The organism is Rhabdochromatium marinum, from assembly GCF_016583795.1.
GTDB classification, from domain to species: domain Bacteria; phylum Pseudomonadota; class Gammaproteobacteria; order Chromatiales; family Chromatiaceae; genus Rhabdochromatium; species Rhabdochromatium marinum.
This window is the reverse complement of sequence record NZ_NRRS01000017.1, coordinates 17,999-35,493: the sequence shown is the minus strand read 5'-3', so window position 1 is coordinate 35,493 and position 17,495 is coordinate 17,999. Positions and strand designations below refer to the sequence as shown.

Here is a 17,495-nt window from a genome sequence, read left to right as displayed (position 1 = left end):
CCCCCGGCAATCTCGTGGCCTCGCTTCAACCGCTCAGCGCCGCACGGAAGCCGGCAGGGCGCGGATGACCTCGGCGAAGACCGCATCAACGGACATCGTCGTCGTATCGATGACAACAGCATCAGATGCGGGCAACAGCGGACTCAAGGCCCGTTGCCGATCCCGCGCATCGCGCTGGCGCAAGTCATCAATCAGGGTCGCAAGATTAGCATCCGCACCTTTATCTTTCAACTGTTTATAGCGCCGTTTGGCGCGCTCCTCAGCACTGGCGTCCAGATAGAACTTCACCAGCGCTGCGGTAAAGACCACAGTGCCCATGTCGCGCCCGTCCGCCACCAAGCCCGGAGGCTGGGCCGCATTGCGCTGCCAGCCTAGCATGGCTTGGCGCACCTGAGCGTGGCAGGCGACACGCGAAGCTGCCGCCGCCGCGACTTCGGTGCGAATATCCGCCGAGATATCCGTCCCCGCCAGCAGCAATTGCGACCCGACACAGTGCAAATCCAGCTGTTGCGCCAGCGCGCCCAGTGCCTCTCCGTCGTCGAGATCCAAACCGGCATTGGCTGCGGCATAGCCGAGGCCACGATACAGCGCTCCGCTATCGAGTAAATGCCAACCCAGCCACTCAGCCAGCCGAGCGGCGATGGTGCCCTTGCCACAGCCGGACGGGCCATCAATGGTAATGACCGGCGCAGTCGGCGCCGCCGCCTGATCCGTGGTGATCGGCTCCGGTGCCATCGGTTCAGAAGTCATAGGTGTGGCTCCAGCATCAGTCATAGCGCTCAACAATGCCCAGGCCAGCCGCTGCCGCCAGGGTGGCAAAATGCGGAAAAGAGGTATTCACATTGTCACAGTTGCGCACCTCTATCGCCTCGCGGGCGCGCAAGGCGGCGATGGCAAAGGACATCGCCACCCGGTGATCACCATGACTGTCAACGCTCCCCCCCTGCAAGACGCCGCCCTGAATGCGCAGACCATCGGGTAAAGGCTCGGCCTCAATGCCCAGCGCCTGTAAGCCATCAGCCATGGTTTGGATCCGGTCGCTCTCTTTCACCCGCAATTCCTCAGCCCCCTGCAGCAGCGTCTCGCCTTGAGCACAGGCGGCGGCAATGAAGAGCGCGGGAAATTCATCAATCGCCAGCGGTACTTGATCGAGCGGAATGCGAATGCCGGTCAGCTCAGCGGCCCGCACCCGCAGATCCGCCACCGGCTCGCCGCCCTGATCCCGGGGATTGAGCAACTCGATATTGGCCCCCATGGCCTGCAGAATGCTGATCACTCCAGTGCGGGTGGGGTTGATGCCCACACCAGTCAGGGTCAGGTCGCTCCCGGTGGCAATGCTGGCCCCGACCAGGAAAAACGCGGCCGAGGAAATATCACCCGGCACCGCAATGGGCGCTCCGCTCAGGCGTTGGCCACCGCTGAGACAGCGACGGGTTCCCTGCTGCTGCACCTGACAGCCAAAGGCCTGGAGCATGCGCTCAGTGTGATCGCGCGTCGGCACCGGCTCGATCACGCAGGTCTCGCCTTGGGCATAGAGACCTGCCAGCAACAGGCTGGATTTGACCTGAGCACTGGCCACCGGCAGCGCATACTCAATACCACGCAACCCCTCCCCTGCCGGCTGAATCAGCAGCGGTGCGGTGCCCTGGGCGCTGGCCGTGATGCGCGCGCCCATGGTGCTCAGGGGTTCAACCACCCGCCCCATCGGACGCTTGCTCAGCGACGCATCCCCGACCAGCTCGGTCGCAAACGACTGACCGCTCAACAAGCCGGTCAGCAAGCGCATGGAGGTACCGGAATTGCCCATCTCCAGCGGGGCTGCTGCCGGTTGCAAGCCATGCAGCCCCACACCATGCACCCGCACGCGTCCCTGCTCGGGTCCCTCGATCTCCACCCCAAGCTGACGAAACGCCCGCAAGGTCGCCAGACTGTCGGCGCCTTCCAGAAAGCCGCTAATCTCGCTGGCGCCATCGGCGATGGCACTCAACATCACCGCCCGGTGAGAAATTGACTTATCCCCCGGCACGGTCAAACAACCGCCGAGCGTCCCGCCCGGGGTCAGATCGAAGCGCAGTTCATGCTGAGCCGTCACTGAGATCCCGCTCCTTATGTAAATGAAGGCAAAAAACCCGGCCTGAGAAACGCAGGTCGGCGAGAAAGACATTGACCGTCGGCGATCATCAGTGGCAGCCGCTGGTTATTTTCATGCAAAAATAGCGGAATATCCGCCATCTGTAAACGCATGCGTACGACTCGCACGCCAAGACCAACCAATCGCGCGCAGCAAGGAGCGCCCGTGCCTGCTAAGATGCTCTCTGGTCATCCCTGTCACCCCCAGAGTTTATCCTGAACAGCCATCAACAGCCCGACATGAGACGCGCAACGCTCCGCAGACGTATCCCCTGGCCACCAGCAATCCCGTTGCTTGCCGCTACCGCCCTCTCCCTGGGCTTCGCCGCCCCTCTCCTGGCAGCCAAGCCCCCGCCGCCACAGCCGGACCGTATTCAGCTACGCTGCGTCGAGCAGCCGTCCCGACAGGTCAGTTTTGGCGCATCGGGCCAGGTGAGCTATACCGAAGTGCCGGCATCCGACCCTGAGCCAATCACCCTGACAGTGGTTAAGCTCGGTTCAGGCCCGGACACCCAGCCGGAACCGGACTACAGCATCGAGCCGGCACACATCGACAGCTCAACTGACTGGCTCAAGGATACCCAGGCGGTATGGACACGCGGGGGACAAATCAGCGCCGCCAACGGCCTGTTGCATATCGATCTGATTAAGCACCAGCTTTTCTTCACCCAAGCCATGGCCAATGGCAACGCAACTTTTCGTCGCTTCGACTGCGAACAGCTGCCGAGTGCCGCCCCTGCCAGCAATCCCGCCAGCGGCCCTACAAACGAAACCTCCAAACCCTAAAGTGTCCAGTCCCATCGCCCGGCGGTTTCGTGGTTTTCTTCCCGTAGTCGTGGATGTGGAAACCGCCGGTTTCGATCCCCACCGCCACGCATTGCTGGAAATCGCCGCCGTGATCATCGACATGAATGATCAGGGCCAGCTGGAGCCACAACCGACCATCGCCTGTCATGTGCTGCCCTTCCGCGATGCCGAACTCGACCCCCAGGCGCTGGCTTTCAACAAGATCGATCCCTACCACCCGTTTCGCGACGCGCGCAGCGAAAGCGACGCCCTCAAGCAGATTCTCACGCCGGTGCGCCAGGCGGTTAAAGCCAGTGCCTGCAATCGCGCCATTTTGGTTGGTCACAATGCCCACTTCGACCTCGGCTTTGTCAAAGCCGCCGTCGAACGCACCCGTTTCAAGCGCAATCCCTTCCACGCCTTCAGTGTCTTCGATACCGTCTCCCTCGCCGGCCTGGTCTATGGCCAGACGGTACTGGCCAAAGCCGCCCGCGCAGCCGGGCTCGACTGGGACGACAGCGCCGCCCACTCGGCCATCTACGACGCCGAGCAGACCGCGCAATTGTTTTGCCGCATTGTCAATCGGTGTCAGGCGCTGAACCTGCCCGCACCGAGTCTGTCCGCATAGAGAGCGAGCAGCCCGAAGCAGTCAAACGTCTTCGGCATCGCAGCATCCTGGACTCAGCCAGCTTCGGCCGCTTTGGCCACCGCCGCTTCCAACATAGTTTTCAGCTCACCGGAAGCATGCAGTTCCAGGGTAATGTCACAGCCCCCGATCAACTCGCCATCAACATAAATCTGCGGAAAGGTCGGCCAGTCTGCATAGCGCGGCAGATGCTCGAAAATCTCCGGATCTTGCAGTACGTTGACATGGGCAAAGGGAACGCCGCTTTCCGTTAGAGCCTGAGCCGCGCGCATGGAAAAACCGCATTGCGGAAACTGCGGTGTGCCCTTCATATAGATCACCACCGGATGCCCCTTCACCTGTTGATCAATACGCTCAAGAACGTCCATCCTGCTTACCTCATTGAGAATTATCACTGGAGCTACAGGTCGGGCCCCTATGCGTTCAAATCAAGCATCACGCCCCCCTGTGGATAATTGATCCGGCGCTACTAGCCTTTGCGCGCTTTGGCAAAGGCATCGGCCATGGTGCCGCCGGCGGCTGGTGGGGCGCCGGGCTTAACAGCTGCGGGCGTGGGTCTTTTGTTCTGAGCACTCCTGTTCTGAGTACCCCGGGGCGCCCGCTCTGAAGTCGCGTCACGACGGTTTCCAGCTCCAGCTTTGGCTCCCACTTTAGCTCCGCCTCCGGCTCTGTTACTGGCCCCGGCACCACGCCCAACACCAGCCTCTGCGTTGTCCTGGCGCATGCTGAGCGCGATGCGCTTGCGTTCCAGATCCACCTCCAGCACCCGCACCTTCACCAACTGCCCGGAATGCACCACTTCATGGGGATCGCGCACGAAGCGGTCGGCGAGCATGGAAACATGCACCAGGCCGTCCTGATGCACACCAACATCCACGAAGGCACCGAAGTTGGTTACATTGGTCACCGTGCCTTCCAGCTGCATACCGGGCTTGAGATCGGCCAGGGTTTCGACCCCTTCCATGAAGCTTGCAGCACGAAACTCCGGGCGCGGGTCGCGACCGGGTTTTTCCAGCTCCAGCAGGATGTCGCGCACCGTGGGCTCGCCGAAACGCTCATCGACAAAGTCTTGCGGCTTCAGCCGCCGCAGGGTGGCACTGTCGCCAATCAGGGCGCGAATCGGCTTGCCGGCCTGTTCGGCGATACGTCGCGCGAGCGGATAGGCCTCGGGATGCACCGCTGAGCCATCGAGCGCCTCCTCGCTGTCTTTGATGCGCAAAAAGCCGGCGCACTGCTCGAACGCTTTGGGCCCCAGACGCGGCACCTTGAGCAGTTGCTTGCGGCTGGCAAAGGCGCCGGCCTCCTCGCGGTAGCGAATGATGTTCTCGGCCAGACTGTTGTTCAGCCCGGACACTCGTGATAGCAAGGGAGCCGAGGCGGTATTGAGTTCCACACCCACAGCATTGACGCAGTCCTCGACCACCGCCTCCAGACTGCGCGCCAGGCCGCTTTGATTGACATCATGCTGATACTGACCGACGCCAATGGCTTTGGGGTCGATTTTGACCAATTCGGCCAGCGGATCTTGCAGGCGCCGGGCGATGGACACCGCCCCACGCAGGGAAACATCCATCTCGGGCAGCTCACGCGAGGCAAATTCCGAGGCCGAATAGACCGAGGCACCGGCCTCGCTGACCACCATGGAGCGCAGGCCCAGTTCCGGATGGCGCTTGATGAGATCCCGCACCAGGCGGTCGGTCTCGCGCGAGGCAGTGCCATTACCAATGCTGACCAGCGTGACCTGAAATTTCTTCGCCAGTTCGGCCAGGGTGGCGATGGACTGATCCCATTGCTGGCGCGGCGCATGCGGGTAAATAGTGCCAGTGGCGGCCACCCGCCCGGTGGTGTCGATGACGGCGACCTTCACGCCGGTGCGCAGACCGGGGTCCAGCCCGATGGTGGTCAGGCGTCCGGCCGGCGCCGCCAACAGCAGATCTTTGAGGTTCATTGCAAAGACGCGAATTGCCTCGGCCTCGGCGGCTTCGAGCAGCTGACCTTTCAGGTCCAGCTCCAGGCGCACCAGCAGCTTAACCCGCCAGGCCTTACGCACCGTCTCCAGCAGCCAGGCATCGGCCGCGCGACCGCGATCCGCGATGCCAAAGCGCGCGGCAATCTGATGGCGACAGTCGGCATCGGGATCCTCGCCCTCTCCTGGCAGCAGTTCCAGACTCAAAATCCCCTGATTGCGACCACGAAACAGCGCCAGCGCGCGGTGCGAAGGCACCTTGGCAATGGGTTCGCGATAGTCGAAGTAATCGGAGAACTTAGCGCCCTCGGCTTCCTTGCCTTCCATGACGTGAGCCACCAGCACGCCCTGCTCCCACAGCCGTTCACGCAGCCGCCCGGCAAGATCCGGCTCTTCAGCGAAGCGCTCCATCAGGATCTGGCGCGCACCTTCCAGCGCCGCAGCGGCATCCGCCACGCCTTTTTCGGTATCCACAAAGGCGGCGGCCTCAGCGCTCGGATCGCGCTCTGGCTCGGCGAGCAACAGATCGGCCAAGGGTTCCAGCCCGGCCTCGCGTGCGATCTGCGCCTTAGTGCGCCGCTTGGGCTTGTAGGGCAGATAGAGGTCTTCGAGCTGCTGCTTGGTGGTTGCGGTTTCGAGTTGCGCCCGCAACTCATCGCTGAGCTTGCCCTGCTCATCGACGCTGCGCAGAATAATCCCACGCCGGTCCTCCAGCTCGCGCAGATAGCCCAGGCGCTCTTCCAGCTGACGCAGCTGAATATCATCCAGTCCGCCGGTCACCTCCTTGCGGTAACGGGCAATAAAGGGCACGGTGGCGCCCTCATCAAGCAGGGCCACGGCGGCCTCAACCTGAGACGAATGGGCGGCCAGTTCTTCGGCGAGCCGATCAATAATGGAGTGCATACGCAATCTTTGGGGATAACTGGTGTAGAGACGTGAAACCCGGTACGAACCGGGAGCATTCATAGCGTGCCGCTCATGATCGATGCGGCGGTTAAGTAGCGCCTATTATCGCCGAGCGCAGGCGCTACGCGCATCCTTCTTGTTTCACCAATCATCCCAGTCGTTTTCCCAGCCGTCATCCCAGCCGTCATGTCAGCCTTCATACCAGCTATCCCATCAACGCCCCTGCCCGGTGGTGCCGATCCACCGCTGCTGCACTGGCGCCCGGCCGAAAGGCCGCCCGCACTGGATGACGGCGCGCTGCACCTGTGGCGCATTGATGCCGATACCGCGTGCATGGATCTGGAGGCACGCTGTCAGCAGACACTCAGCACAGCGGAACTCCAGCGCGCGGCTCGATTGCGACTGTCGGATTTACGGCAGCGCTTTTTGTGCAGCCATCTAGCCAGCCGTCGGATTTTAGGCGCTTATCTGGACTGCGCACCCCAGGCTATCTACTTCGCCTATTCAGAGACTGGCAAGCCACGCTTGTGCGCACCAGATGGGTGGCTTGAATTTAATCTCAGCACCACAGCGGATTTAACCCTGCTGGCGGTGCGTCGGCACGAGCCGGTCGGCGTCGATGCTGAGATCCTGCGCCAGCGCATCGATCCGCTGGCCATTGCCCAACGTATGTTCAGCGCCGCTGAGGTTGAACACCTGAGCCGCTTGCAGGGGCCAGCGCTGTGGCTAGCCTTTTATGCGGCCTGGACGACACTGGAGGCGCGGGTGAAGCGCGATGGACGGGGACTGGCCGGACACCGGCAGCCAGAGGCGGCGAATGTCAGGGTGGCGCTGGCGCGGCCGCGCGCGGATGCCATCTGCGCCATTGCCAGCCGCTGTCTGCCACCACCGCAGGCGTGGCTCACATGGCGGTGGCAGGAGTGAGTGATGCTTGAGGCATGGAAAAACGCCGCCCGGACCGCTCGCACTTGCTCAGGGAGCTGGGACCACCGGCCAGCACCCGGTCGCGACCGGCGCGCTTGGCGGCATAAAGAGCATTGTCAGCCTGATCATAGAGCTGATCGATTGTCATGCCGGCATGATGCATGGCCAGGCCCACGCTGGCGCTAACGCGCACGTCGGCGGCGTCAAGCGCGGGGAGGCGAATCTGACCTACGGTGGAGCGAACCCGCTCGGCGCAGTCCATGGCGCTGGTCAGGTCGGTGCCCGGCAGCAGCACGACGAACTCATCGCCCCCCATGCGCACGCAGACATCCGAGGGACGCACCAGTGCTTGCAACACTCGGGCAACGGCACACAGCAGGCGGTCGCCTTGCGGATGACCGAATTGGTCGTTGATCGGCTTAAAGTAATCCAGATCCAGCGCCATCATACTGAGCGCACGGCCCTGGCGCACGGCATCCGCCAGCCAGCGTTCGCCCTGACGCTGCAAGGCACGGCGATTGCCCAGGCCGGTCATGGGGTCGGTTTCGATCTGCAAGCTCAGTTCGCGAAACCGCAGCGCATTGCGCAACGCCGGCGCTGTCAGCCCCAGCAGGCTGTCGATGCTTTTCTGCTCCGGCGCCGTGAAGTGCCAATCGCGCGTCAAGGTTAGATGCCCCATGGCCTGATCGGCCAACCCCAGCGTGTATTCCAGACAATGCGACTCGACATGGCCCGCGCTCAGATGGCACGCCGGTGCATCATCCTCGGCAGGCTGGAAGTGGTATTCCCACGAACGCGGTGCGACCAGCACATCAAGATAGTGCATAGCGGTGCGCACCACCTGTTCAAGCTCAATGGATTCATTAACCGCTTGCAGGTATTCGACCACATCAAGGCTGGCGGATGGAGACACCCGCCGTGCCGTCTTTGCGCCCACCAGTGTTAAAGTGGGACTTTCGGCTAAATTGGCGTCGCGCATCATGCATCCTCAAATAACTGGGGCGGTAGGTGCCCAGTTTAAGGAAAAGCGAAAATTATGCCAATTTATATTTTGATTTAATAATCAAATATTTGTCCAGTCTGCGCTGGAGAAAGTGTCGAAATTACGTCGGATACAACCTACCCTGACGCGCAGCTTTGGCGTCGGGAAACTGGCGAATAGCAAGCCAGCCATCAACGCTGCAACTGGGTTGGTTTCTCGAGCACAAACATCGGTTTGCTCTCCGGACCGGCACGATGCATGCGCGGATCCAACGCACTTTTCGACAGTGGACTGTCGAGCCAGGTGGGTTTGACGCGCAACTTAAGCCGCGAAAGCCTTTTGCCCAGCACCGTCAGCCCGCCGGGGCTGGCGCGTGCCACAGCCAAGGCTCTGGCCATGGCCGGGGTGAGCTGGATGCCAGTTAGCTGGCGCCCTTCGGGTGAATAGGGTTCGACGCCCTTGCTGCGCAGATAGCGACTGAGCACTCGATGAGTGTAGACCTGGGTTTCCGGATAAGTGACAAAGCCATTGCTGCGCTCGAGCGCACCTTCCCCGGCGTTGTAGGCCATCACAGCTTTGCCGATGCTGTATTTGCCCAACAGCCGCTTGAGATGGCGCGCGCCGGTGCGGGCATTGGTCACTGGATCAAAGAGTGCCTCGGCGGAAGTAATCCCATAGTCGGCCGCTGTCTCGGGCATTACCTGCATTAGCCCAATCGCCCCGGCACTGGAAACCGCATGAGGGTTGTAATTGGACTCGGCCCGCACGATGGCATGCACCAGCGCGGGATCAAGGGAAAACTTGGTTGCCGTGGTGTCGATCAGCTTCACCAGCTCGGCGCGGCTGGGCACCGGCTGATCCGGTGGTGTCGGCCGTGCCGGCGCTGCGGTGTCAGCGGTGTTGGTCGCGGGCACCGGTTCGGTCTTCAGCTCCGCCAGCGCGGGTCGAACCGGAAGCACCGCTGTTACACTGAAGAATAAATAAAGCAGTACCGGCACCAAGTGGCCGATCAACGGTTGACCTCTCATGTTGGTCATCCTTTCACCTCAGGCTGTTATTTCATTAGCAAGCAAAGCATTAGGCCGCATCATAGCTGGCCCTGGATCGCTGACTCAGAACCCGCTTGCATTAAGTGGCGCAACGCGCAGACAATACCAAACAGTCTTCGCTCTCTTGTCGCTCCATTCATCCAGTTCAATCGATCCAGTTCAATCGATCGCCGCGTACCTGAAGGTTATTTGCCCGATCATGAATCAGGTTATCAGCAACGGAACCATCGCGGAAATCAACGGCCGCATCTGCATTTATTGCGATGGTTACTGGGTCAAGCACTACGATCCGCCCCAGGAGAGCCTGGAAGCGAAAAAGGCGCTGATCGAGGCGCTGACGCGCCGCCTGTTCAATCATGTCGAGCATGGCGTGAACATCCCCGGTATCCGCCTCGCCGAAGCCCGCGAAGCCTATCAGCGCGAAACCGACCCGGAGCGCAAGCGCGTCAATGGTGCCATGCTGGCCGGTGCCCTGTTCAACCGCGCCACGGCAATTTTTACCAAGCTGGTCGAATTACAGGCCGACGGGGTGGAGATCGAACCCGACGATGCCCTGATGCGCGAATGCGGCGATTATCTGCTCGAAGCGCTTGACCTGGGGCAGATGGTGCGCCATCGCGGCGGTGACGAGGGCATTGACGAACTCTGGGGCGAGCCGTTCAAGGCCTTCAGTCAGCCCATCGCGGCCTTTTACGAAAGCCGCTATGTGAAGATCGCACAAACCATGCGCGATGTGGATCGCATCACGGGTGCCCTCATCACCACCTTCGAGGGCAGTACCCAGATCCCCGACATCAAGCCTTTGTTGCTCGATTTTGCCGAAGCAGCCAAGCGCAAGGCGGAGATTTTGCGCACCGATCCGGTCATCTTTAAAGTCTGGCCGGCCTTCGTGGTGGCGCGCGATCACTTGCAGAACATTCAGCCCCAGCTGCCTCTCTCGCCCTCACTCAAGGAAATCCACGAGGCCCAGGCGGGGCACCGCCTCATCACCGCCGGCACCGCGCTGGTCACCAATATTGTGCGCGCCCGCGTGCCCATGCCCAAGAGCGCGCGCGAACTGCTCGGCAAGTGTGACCAGTTTCGCCGCACCTTTCTGGACCCATCCAATTACCTGGAGGACGCGGAGCGCACGCACCATACCAATGAGCAGCGCCCCGATCACGCCACCTATGACCAGCGTTGGAGCCAAAACGGTTAAGTGCTCCCAGATCTGAACAGACGTGAACAGACCTGAGCACGTTAAGAGCAGCCGGATTTAACCCGGCACGGTCGGGAAGCCGGCGCGCGGTCCCATCTCGTAGCGATCGCGGGCATAGAGCGGCGGGCTTTGCATATAGATGGCCACCAGCTCGGCAAGCGATTCGAGCGCATCCTGGTGAATCCGCTCGTAGCCATGCGAGGCATCAATGCCAAAGGTGATCAGGGCGGTGCGCACATCGTTGCCGGCCTCAAGCGCGGCAGCGCTGTCGGAGCGGTAGTAGCGGAAAATATCGCGCTGATGGGGAATGTGAAACTCCTGGCAGATCTGAATAATGCGATGCGTCAGGTGATAATCGAACGGCCCACCCATATCGGCCATGCAGATGGTGACGCCAAATTCACTGGAATTCTGCCCCGGCGCTGTGGTGCCATTGTCGATGGTGAGCATCTCGGCGACATCCTGATGCAAGGCCGCCGAGGCACCCGAGCCAACCTCTTCCGAGATGGTAAACAGCGGATGGCAGTTAACCGGCAGGCGCGCCTCATGATCCAGAATGGCCTTGGTCGCGGCCAGCAGCACCGCCGCTCCGGCCTTGTCATCGAGATGGCGTGAATTGATAAAGCCGGTGGGGGTGATCTCGGGCTGGGTGTCGATAGCGACAAAGTCCCCGACATGCACCCCCAGTTGCAGCAAATCGCCCAGACTGGACACCCGCTCGTCAATGCGAAATTCGACGTTTTGCCAGCCACCCGGCTGATTATCGATCTCCGGACCGAAGGTATGCCCCGAGGCCTTGAGCGGCAGGATGGTGCCGCGATGCTGGCCGATGTCGGTAAAGAGCGTGCAACGCGCGCCTTCGGCGAAGCGCGAATTCCAGTGGCCCACCGCTACCAGCTCCAGGCGACCATTGGGTTTGAGTGCCTTGACCATGGCGCCCAGGGTGTCGATGTGGGCCACCACCGCCTTGTTGGGGCGTTCCGTTACGCCCTTGAGAGTAGCGCGAATGGCGCCGCGCCGGGTTAGCTCAAAGGGCACACCCAGCCGCTCCAACTCCTCGCAGACCAGATGCACCACGCGGTCGGTATAGCCAGCCGGACTGGGCGTGAACAGCAGCTTGAGCAGAATGTCCTGCAAGTACTCAAGATCAATCGGCAGTTGCTTCAAACGGGAACCTCACGCGGAATGGTTTGTGGAAACAGCAAATCAACAAAGCGCTCAGCGGTGGGCTGGGGCTCATGATTCGCCAGCCCGGGGCGCTCGTTAGCCTCAATAATGACATACTCTGGGCCACTGACCGAAGGGACAATAAAATCCAGCCCGGTGACCGGAATATCCAGGGTACGCGCGGCGGCCTTGGCGGCTTTTTTCAGGTCATCATGCAGTTTCATGGTGACATCATGAATAGTGCCACCGGTGTGAAGATTGGCGGTCTTGCGCACCTGGAGCACTTCCCCATAGGGCAGCATATCATCCATGCGGTAACCAGCCTGCGTGATACAGCGTTCAGTTTCATCATCGAGCGGAATGGAACTCTCGCCACCGGTCGCAGCGCGGCGGCGACGGCTTTGCAGATGAATCAGTTCGCCAACCTTATGGCGTCCGGTGCCGACCACCTGCGCCGGCTTGCGGATGGCAGCGGCCACCACCTCAAAGTCGATCACAATCACCCGCAGATCATCGCCGCTGACAAATTCCTCCAGAATCACCGTATCGGCAATGCGCCGCGCACGCTTAATCGCGCGTTCCAGCTCGGCAGCGTCGCGCACATCGACACTGATGCCGGCGCCCTGTTCACCACGGGTCGGCTTGACCACCACACTGCCCTGTTTGGATAAAAACGCCTCGGCCTGATCAAGCGCCTCAACCTTGATCTGCTCCGGCACCCGCAGTCCCACTCGATTCAGCAACCGGTGGGTCACCGCCTTGTCATCGCAGCGACTCATGGCCACGGCGGTGGTCAGCTCGCTGAGCGACTCCCGACAGACGATGCGTCGGCCGCCCAAACAGAGCGCGAAATAACCGCCCTCGGCGTCGATCACCTCGGTGCCAATACCCCGGCGGCGCGCCTCGTTGACGATAATGGCGGCATAGGGATTGAGATCAGCGGCGGGCTGCTTGCCGATGAACAGCGGCTCGTTGAAGGCGTTCTTGTTCTTGAGCGCGAACACCGGCACCCGCTCGAAGCCGAGCTTTTCGTACAGGCGAATAGCCTGCTTGTTGTCGTGCATCACTGACAGATCCAGAAAGGATCGCCCGCGCGCCTGAAAGAACTCCGCCACCTGGCGCACCAGCGTCTCGCCGATGCCCGGATAAGGCGCTTGGGCATCCACCGCTAGCGCCCACAGACTGGCGCCGTTTTCCTGATCACCGAAGGCCTCGACATGATCGACACCGTTCACCGCACCCAAAATGGCGCCATCCTGTTCATCCTCGGCCACCCAAAAATGCAAAATCTTCGAGGCATGATGTTCCCAGATAAACTCTGGCGGCGGCGGCACCATTTTGCGCGCGCAATACAAGCGATGAATGGCCTCGGCATCGTGACGGCTGTTCAATAAGCGCACCACAAAGCCCTTGGGCCGGCGGTGCGAGGAGTGATAGCGCTCCAGCCACAGCCGAAAAGTATGCGAAGGATCCAGAAACAAATCCTGGGGCGCGAAAGACAGCACCACATGCGGATCGCGCAAATAGAGCGCCACATCGCGCCGGCCGGGACGTTCTTCCTGCAGCGTTCTGGCCAGTTGCGCCAGATCGGAGAAGGTCTGGCCGAAAATTAGTCGCCCCCAGCCGCAGTCCACCACCTTGTCGGTCGCCGGGGCATGGCGCTCATGCAACCCCTGCCGCCAGTTGGTCAGGGTTGGCGCATGCTTACGGGCCAGCCGATGATGGATTCGGTCTTTGATGGCCATAACAGCTCCCCGCTAAATTCCGTGTTCGTTAAACCAGAGTTGCAAGAGCGCCACCTGCCACAGCTTCGAGCCGCGCAAGGGCGTAATGTGATCATCTGGGGCGGCCAGCAGTTGCTCGACATAGTCGGGCTGAAACAGCTCGCGCTCCCGAGCGCGCTGGGAGGTCGCCACCTCGCGCACCATCGCCAGCACCTCGCCGCGCAGATACTTGAGCGCCGGCACCGGGAAATAGCCCTTGGGCCGGTCGATTACCTCGGCGGGAATCACCCGACGACCAATCGCCTTGAGAATCCCCTTGCCATCATCGGCCAGCTTGAGCCGATCCGGCACCCGCGCCGCCAGCTCAACCAGCTCGTGATCAAGGAAGGGTACCCGTGCCTCCAGCCCCCAAGCCATGGTCATGTTATCGACCCGCTTGACCGGATCATCGACCAGCATAATGGTCTGATCCAGGCGCAGCGCCTTGTCCACCGGCGCCTCGGCGCCAGCGCGGGCAAAGTGCTCGCGAATGAAGGCGCGGCTGTAATCCTCGCCATGCAAGCGCGGGTGCACGGCCTGGCAGAACTCGGCATGCTCGCGGTCGCAGAAAGCGCGTGCGTAATCACCCAGCGGATCGCGGCTGCCGACCATCGGCGGATACCAATGGTAGCCACCGAAGACTTCATCGGCGCCCTGCCCGCTTTGCACCACCTTGACATGCTTGGCGACTTCCTGCGACAGCAGATAGAAACCGATCACATCGTGACTGACCATGGGCTCAGCCATGGCGCGCACGCAGCCGGGCAGATTAGGCAGCAGCCGGGCGTTGGAATCGACCTGGATTTTATGGTGCCGGGTGCCATAGTGACGGGCGATAATGTCCGAGTACTGGAACTCATCCCCTACCTCGCTGCCAACCGACTCAAAGCCGACCGAAAAGGTATTCAGCCCGCGCTGGCCCTGCTCGGCGAGCAGCCCGACAATCAGGCTGGAATCCAGCCCGCCGGAGAGCAGCACGCCCACATCAACATCAGCCACCAGGCGGCGATCCACGGCGGTGCGCAGAGCTTGCAGCACCAACGCCTGCCAGTCCTGCTCGCTGCGCGTGGCATCTTCCGGCTGAGCCTCGAAGCGCGGCTCCCAGTAGCAGCGCTCGCGCGTGCGCCCGTCCGGCTCAATGACGCGAATGGTGGCCGGTGGTAATTTGCGCACCCCGCGCAAAATCGTATGGGGCGCCGGCACCACGGCATGAAAGTGCATGTAATAGTGCAGCGCGACCGGATCGATGTCGGTGTCGAGACCGCCACCGGCCAGCAGCGCCGGCAGCGAGGAGGCAAAGCGCAGCCCGCCGCGAATCTCGGCCAGATAGAGTGGCTTGATCCCCAAGCGATCGCGCACCAGGGTGAGGCGCCCGCTGTCGCGCTCGGCGACCGCAAAGGCGAACATGCCGTGAAAATGCTCGACGCAACGCTCGCCCCAGGCATGAAAAGCCTTGAGCACCACCTCGGTATCGCCATGGGAGAAAAACTGATAGCCCTTGGCGCTCAGCTCAGTGCGCAATTCCTGGTAGTTATAGATGCAACCATTGAAGGCGACGCTCAATCCCAGGGCATTATCGACCATCGGCTGCCCGGCATGGGTGCTGAGATCAATGATACTCAAGCGGCGGTGCGCGAGCGCCAGCGCCCCCTGCTGAACCAGCCCACGCCCGTCCGGACCGCGTGGCGCCATCTGGTCATTGATTGCCGCCAGCGCGGCCAGATCAATCGGCTGATCGTCAAAGCGGATTTCTCCGCAGAGTCCACACATCAGGTATTACTCCCTGTTGGTGTCGCGCTCGTGCCGAGGGCCGCTGTCGCGCCCGACACCCTGTGCAAGCGCCGCGAACAACTGCGAGAAACCATCTGCAAGACGGCCGCCAGCGCGGCACGACTGCTGTATTGTGATCGCAGCGCCCTCACCCGGACGGCGACGCCCGGATAAAAAAGCACGCGAAACGAGGTTAATGCTGTACCCGAAGAATTCTAACACAGATCAAACGGGCCATAATTATGCATATTTCACGCCATGACTGACAAAAGCTCAGCCCCGGCAGGGGGCCCACAGGGCTGCGCTGTCGCCCGCATCAATGCCAATACGCCACAGCTGGCAATCGACCGCGCCCTGGCGCTGCGCGCGCAGGCCCGCAACACCTGGCAACGCCGGCTGCTGCTGCTGGAAGGTGAGGCGGCACAGACCCTGGCGATGGCACAGCGCCTGGTGGCTGCGTTGCACCATGAGCGGGCAGGCGACTGGCCAGTGGAATGGATTGGCCGGGGTCCGGCCGGTCAGGCGCAACCCGCAAGCCAAACGAACCGGCTGCTGGGCTGCGAGCGTGATCTGCTGGTCTATGATCTGTTCAGCGGCCTGGAGGTCGATGCGTTGGCGGTAGCAACCGGGACGCTGCGTGGCGGCGGACTGCTGATATTGCTCGGCCCGCCGCTGGAGCAATGGGCGCACTTTGATGATCCAGCCGCCGCGCGCATCGCAACCTATCCCTATCGTGCCGCCGATGTTGGCCGGCGCTTTCTCATGCGCATGGCCAGCGTGCTGACTGAGGCAGCTAATGGGGCAGCAGAGCCGGCAGCGGATCAGGCAACGAATCAGGGAACATTGCGGCCTGGCTTCACCCTCACCACTGCACAGCACCAGGTATTGGTTCAGATACGGCAGTTGATGACCGCCGCTCATCCGTACCCTCTGGTGGTCACCGCTGGGCGCGGGCGCGGTAAATCTACTGCACTGGGTCTGGCAGCGGCTGAGTGGTGCAATGATCCGGCGCGTGCGGTTTTGGTCACCGCGCCGCGCTTTGAAGCCGCGCGCACCTTGCTTGAAGCTGCGCGCACCCGGCTTGAAGCCGCGCCGCAGCGCCTTCGCTTCCTGCCACCCGATCAACTAGCGCGTGCGCAACCGGCGACCGATCTGCTGCTGGTTGATGAGGCCGCCGGCATCCCAGCGCCTCTCCTCCGCACCCTGCTGGACAACTATCCGCGCATCGTTTTTGCCACCACCACCCAGGGTTACGAAGGCACCGGCAGCGGCTTTGCATTGCGGTTTTTTCCGCTGCTCGAACAGCTCAAGCCCGGCTGGCAGCAGCTTGAGTTACAAACGCCGGTGCGCTTTGCGGCACATGACCCGCTGGAAGCCCTGATCCATCAGCTGCTGCTGCTCGATGCCGAACCGGCGACAGCCGCACAGCTGAGTGCCAACGCGGCGCAGCCGGTGCAGATTGAGGTGTGTGAACGCTGGGCGTTGAGTCAGCAGGACGAGCGCCTGCGCCAACTCTTTGGCCTACTGCGGCTCGCGCATTATCAAACCCGCCCCAGCGATCTGCGTGATCTGCTCGATGGGCCGAATCTGAGCCTAATGACGCTGAGCCGGGGCCAGACGCTGTTGGCCACGGCCCTGATCGCCCGCGAAGGCGCACTGGATGAGACGCTCAGCGCGGCCATCTTCGCCGGCGAGCGTCGCCCGCGCGGGCATCTGCTGCCACAAACCCTGTCGGCGCACGCGGGGCTGGCGCAGGCACCCGTTCGGCACTATGCGCGCATTGTGCGTATTGCCACGCATCCGCTGGCCCAGCGTCAGGGGCTGGGGCGCCGGTTGCTCGCAGCCGTGCTGACACACGCAGCTGACAGCGGTGTTGAGCTGATCGGTGCCAGCTTTGGTGCTACCGCCAGCCTGCTGCCCTTCTGGCGGGCCTGTGGATTCACGCCGGTGCAACTGGGCAGCCGACGCAACGCAGCTACCGGCGCGCATGCGGCGGTGGTCCTGCGCGCACTGCGCCCAAGCGGCCAGGCGCTGCTTGCCGAGGCCCGGGCCCGCTTTCCCGAGCGCCTGCTCGCGCGGCTGCCGGGGCATCTGCGCGCACTGGAACCAGCACTGGTGCTTGAGTTGCTGCGCCAACCCGAACTGGAGCCGCCGTGCGCTGCGCCCCCCATGCAGATTCCCGCCCGTCTGCGACCGGAGCTCTATGCC

At 62.2% G+C, this 17,495-nt stretch carries 13 protein-coding genes and 1 pseudogene; 5 read left to right on the top strand and 9 right to left on the bottom strand.

Translation table 11 applies throughout. The features are described from left to right. Positions 1 to 33: 33 nt before the first annotated feature. Complete coding sequence (gene cmk / locus CKO36_RS07505; RefSeq protein WP_200282873.1) at positions 34 to 735, bottom strand: (d)CMP kinase; 702 nt, start codon at positions 733 to 735, stop codon at positions 34 to 36. Between the two features lie 31 nt (positions 736 to 766). Continuing rightward, positions 767 to 2,092 (bottom strand): 3-phosphoshikimate 1-carboxyvinyltransferase, encoded by a 1,326-nt coding sequence (gene aroA, locus CKO36_RS07500; protein WP_338053440.1) that lies wholly within the window; start codon positions 2,090 to 2,092, stop codon positions 767 to 769. A gap of 278 nt (positions 2,093 to 2,370) precedes the next feature. On the opposite strand from aroA, the gene CKO36_RS07495 reads away from it, so the two are divergent. Further along, positions 2,371 to 2,916, top strand: a complete 546-nt coding sequence (locus tag CKO36_RS07495; protein WP_200282808.1) for a hypothetical protein — start codon at positions 2,371 to 2,373, stop codon at positions 2,914 to 2,916. A gap of 1 nt (position 2,917) precedes the next feature. Continuing rightward, on the top strand, positions 2,918 to 3,544 hold the full coding sequence (gene rnt / locus CKO36_RS07490) for a ribonuclease T (RefSeq protein WP_338053439.1): 627 nt from the start codon (positions 2,918 to 2,920) through the stop codon (positions 3,542 to 3,544). Between the two features lie 53 nt (positions 3,545 to 3,597). Here rnt and grxD read toward each other — a convergent pair whose 3' ends face one another. Together grxD and CKO36_RS07480 are read right to left on the bottom strand one after the other, a co-directional pair. After that, positions 3,598 to 3,930, bottom strand: coding sequence for a Grx4 family monothiol glutaredoxin (gene grxD / locus CKO36_RS07485; RefSeq protein ID WP_200282804.1), 333 nt, complete (start codon positions 3,928 to 3,930; stop codon positions 3,598 to 3,600). A 101-nt stretch (positions 3,931 to 4,031) separates the two neighbouring features. Continuing rightward, the gene (locus tag CKO36_RS07480) at positions 4,032 to 6,431 is read right to left on the bottom strand and encodes a Tex family protein (RefSeq protein ID WP_200282870.1); all 2,400 of its coding nucleotides are present in this window, start codon (positions 6,429 to 6,431) and stop codon (positions 4,032 to 4,034) included. A gap of 189 nt (positions 6,432 to 6,620) precedes the next feature. On the opposite strand from CKO36_RS07480, the gene CKO36_RS07475 reads away from it, so the two are divergent. Next, positions 6,621 to 7,358 carry a 4'-phosphopantetheinyl transferase family protein gene (locus CKO36_RS07475; protein ID WP_200282801.1) on the top strand — a complete coding sequence of 246 codons (738 nt, stop codon included), beginning with the start codon at positions 6,621 to 6,623 and terminating at the stop codon, positions 7,356 to 7,358. Here CKO36_RS07475 and CKO36_RS07470 read toward each other — a convergent pair. Continuing rightward, the gene (locus CKO36_RS07470) at positions 7,336 to 8,340 is read right to left on the bottom strand and encodes a GGDEF domain-containing protein (protein ID WP_242469451.1); all 1,005 of its coding nucleotides are present in this window, start codon (positions 8,338 to 8,340) and stop codon (positions 7,336 to 7,338) included. The genes CKO36_RS07475 and CKO36_RS07470 overlap by 23 nt on opposite strands. A gap of 191 nt (positions 8,341 to 8,531) precedes the next feature. Further along, positions 8,532 to 9,377, bottom strand: coding sequence for a lytic transglycosylase domain-containing protein (locus CKO36_RS07465; RefSeq protein WP_200282799.1), 846 nt, complete (start codon positions 9,375 to 9,377; stop codon positions 8,532 to 8,534). 211 nt (positions 9,378 to 9,588) lie between these two features. On the opposite strand from CKO36_RS07465, the gene CKO36_RS07460 reads away from it, so the two are divergent. After that, a complete protein-coding gene (locus tag CKO36_RS07460) occupies positions 9,589 to 10,587 on the top strand; it encodes a hypothetical protein (RefSeq protein WP_242469450.1) in 999 nt (332 codons plus the stop codon). Positions 10,588 to 10,644: 57 nt separating this feature from the next. Here the strand turns inward: CKO36_RS07460 and CKO36_RS07455 are convergent, their stop codons facing one another. Genes CKO36_RS07455 through CKO36_RS07445 form a run of 3 tightly spaced genes read right to left on the bottom strand, consistent with a single transcriptional unit; the run spans position 10,645 to position 15,287 of the window. Beyond that, a complete protein-coding gene (locus CKO36_RS07455) occupies positions 10,645 to 11,754 on the bottom strand; it encodes an osmoprotectant NAGGN system M42 family peptidase (RefSeq protein WP_200282796.1) in 1,110 nt (369 codons plus the stop codon). Beyond that, positions 11,751 to 13,499 carry an N-acetylglutaminylglutamine synthetase gene (gene ngg, locus CKO36_RS07450; RefSeq protein ID WP_200282793.1) on the bottom strand — a complete coding sequence of 583 codons (1,749 nt, stop codon included), beginning with the start codon at positions 13,497 to 13,499 and terminating at the stop codon, positions 11,751 to 11,753. The genes CKO36_RS07455 and ngg overlap by 4 nt, the downstream gene beginning before the upstream one ends. A 12-nt stretch (positions 13,500 to 13,511) precedes the next feature. Then, positions 13,512 to 15,287, bottom strand: a complete 1,776-nt coding sequence (locus tag CKO36_RS07445; RefSeq protein ID WP_200282791.1) for an N-acetylglutaminylglutamine amidotransferase — start codon at positions 15,285 to 15,287, stop codon at positions 13,512 to 13,514. Between the two features lie 258 nt (positions 15,288 to 15,545). On the opposite strand from CKO36_RS07445, the pseudogene CKO36_RS07440 reads away from it, so the two are divergent. Then, positions 15,546 to 17,288, top strand: a pseudogene (locus CKO36_RS07440) (GNAT family N-acetyltransferase); the annotation flags it as partial. Positions 17,289 to 17,495 lie beyond the last annotated feature (207 nt).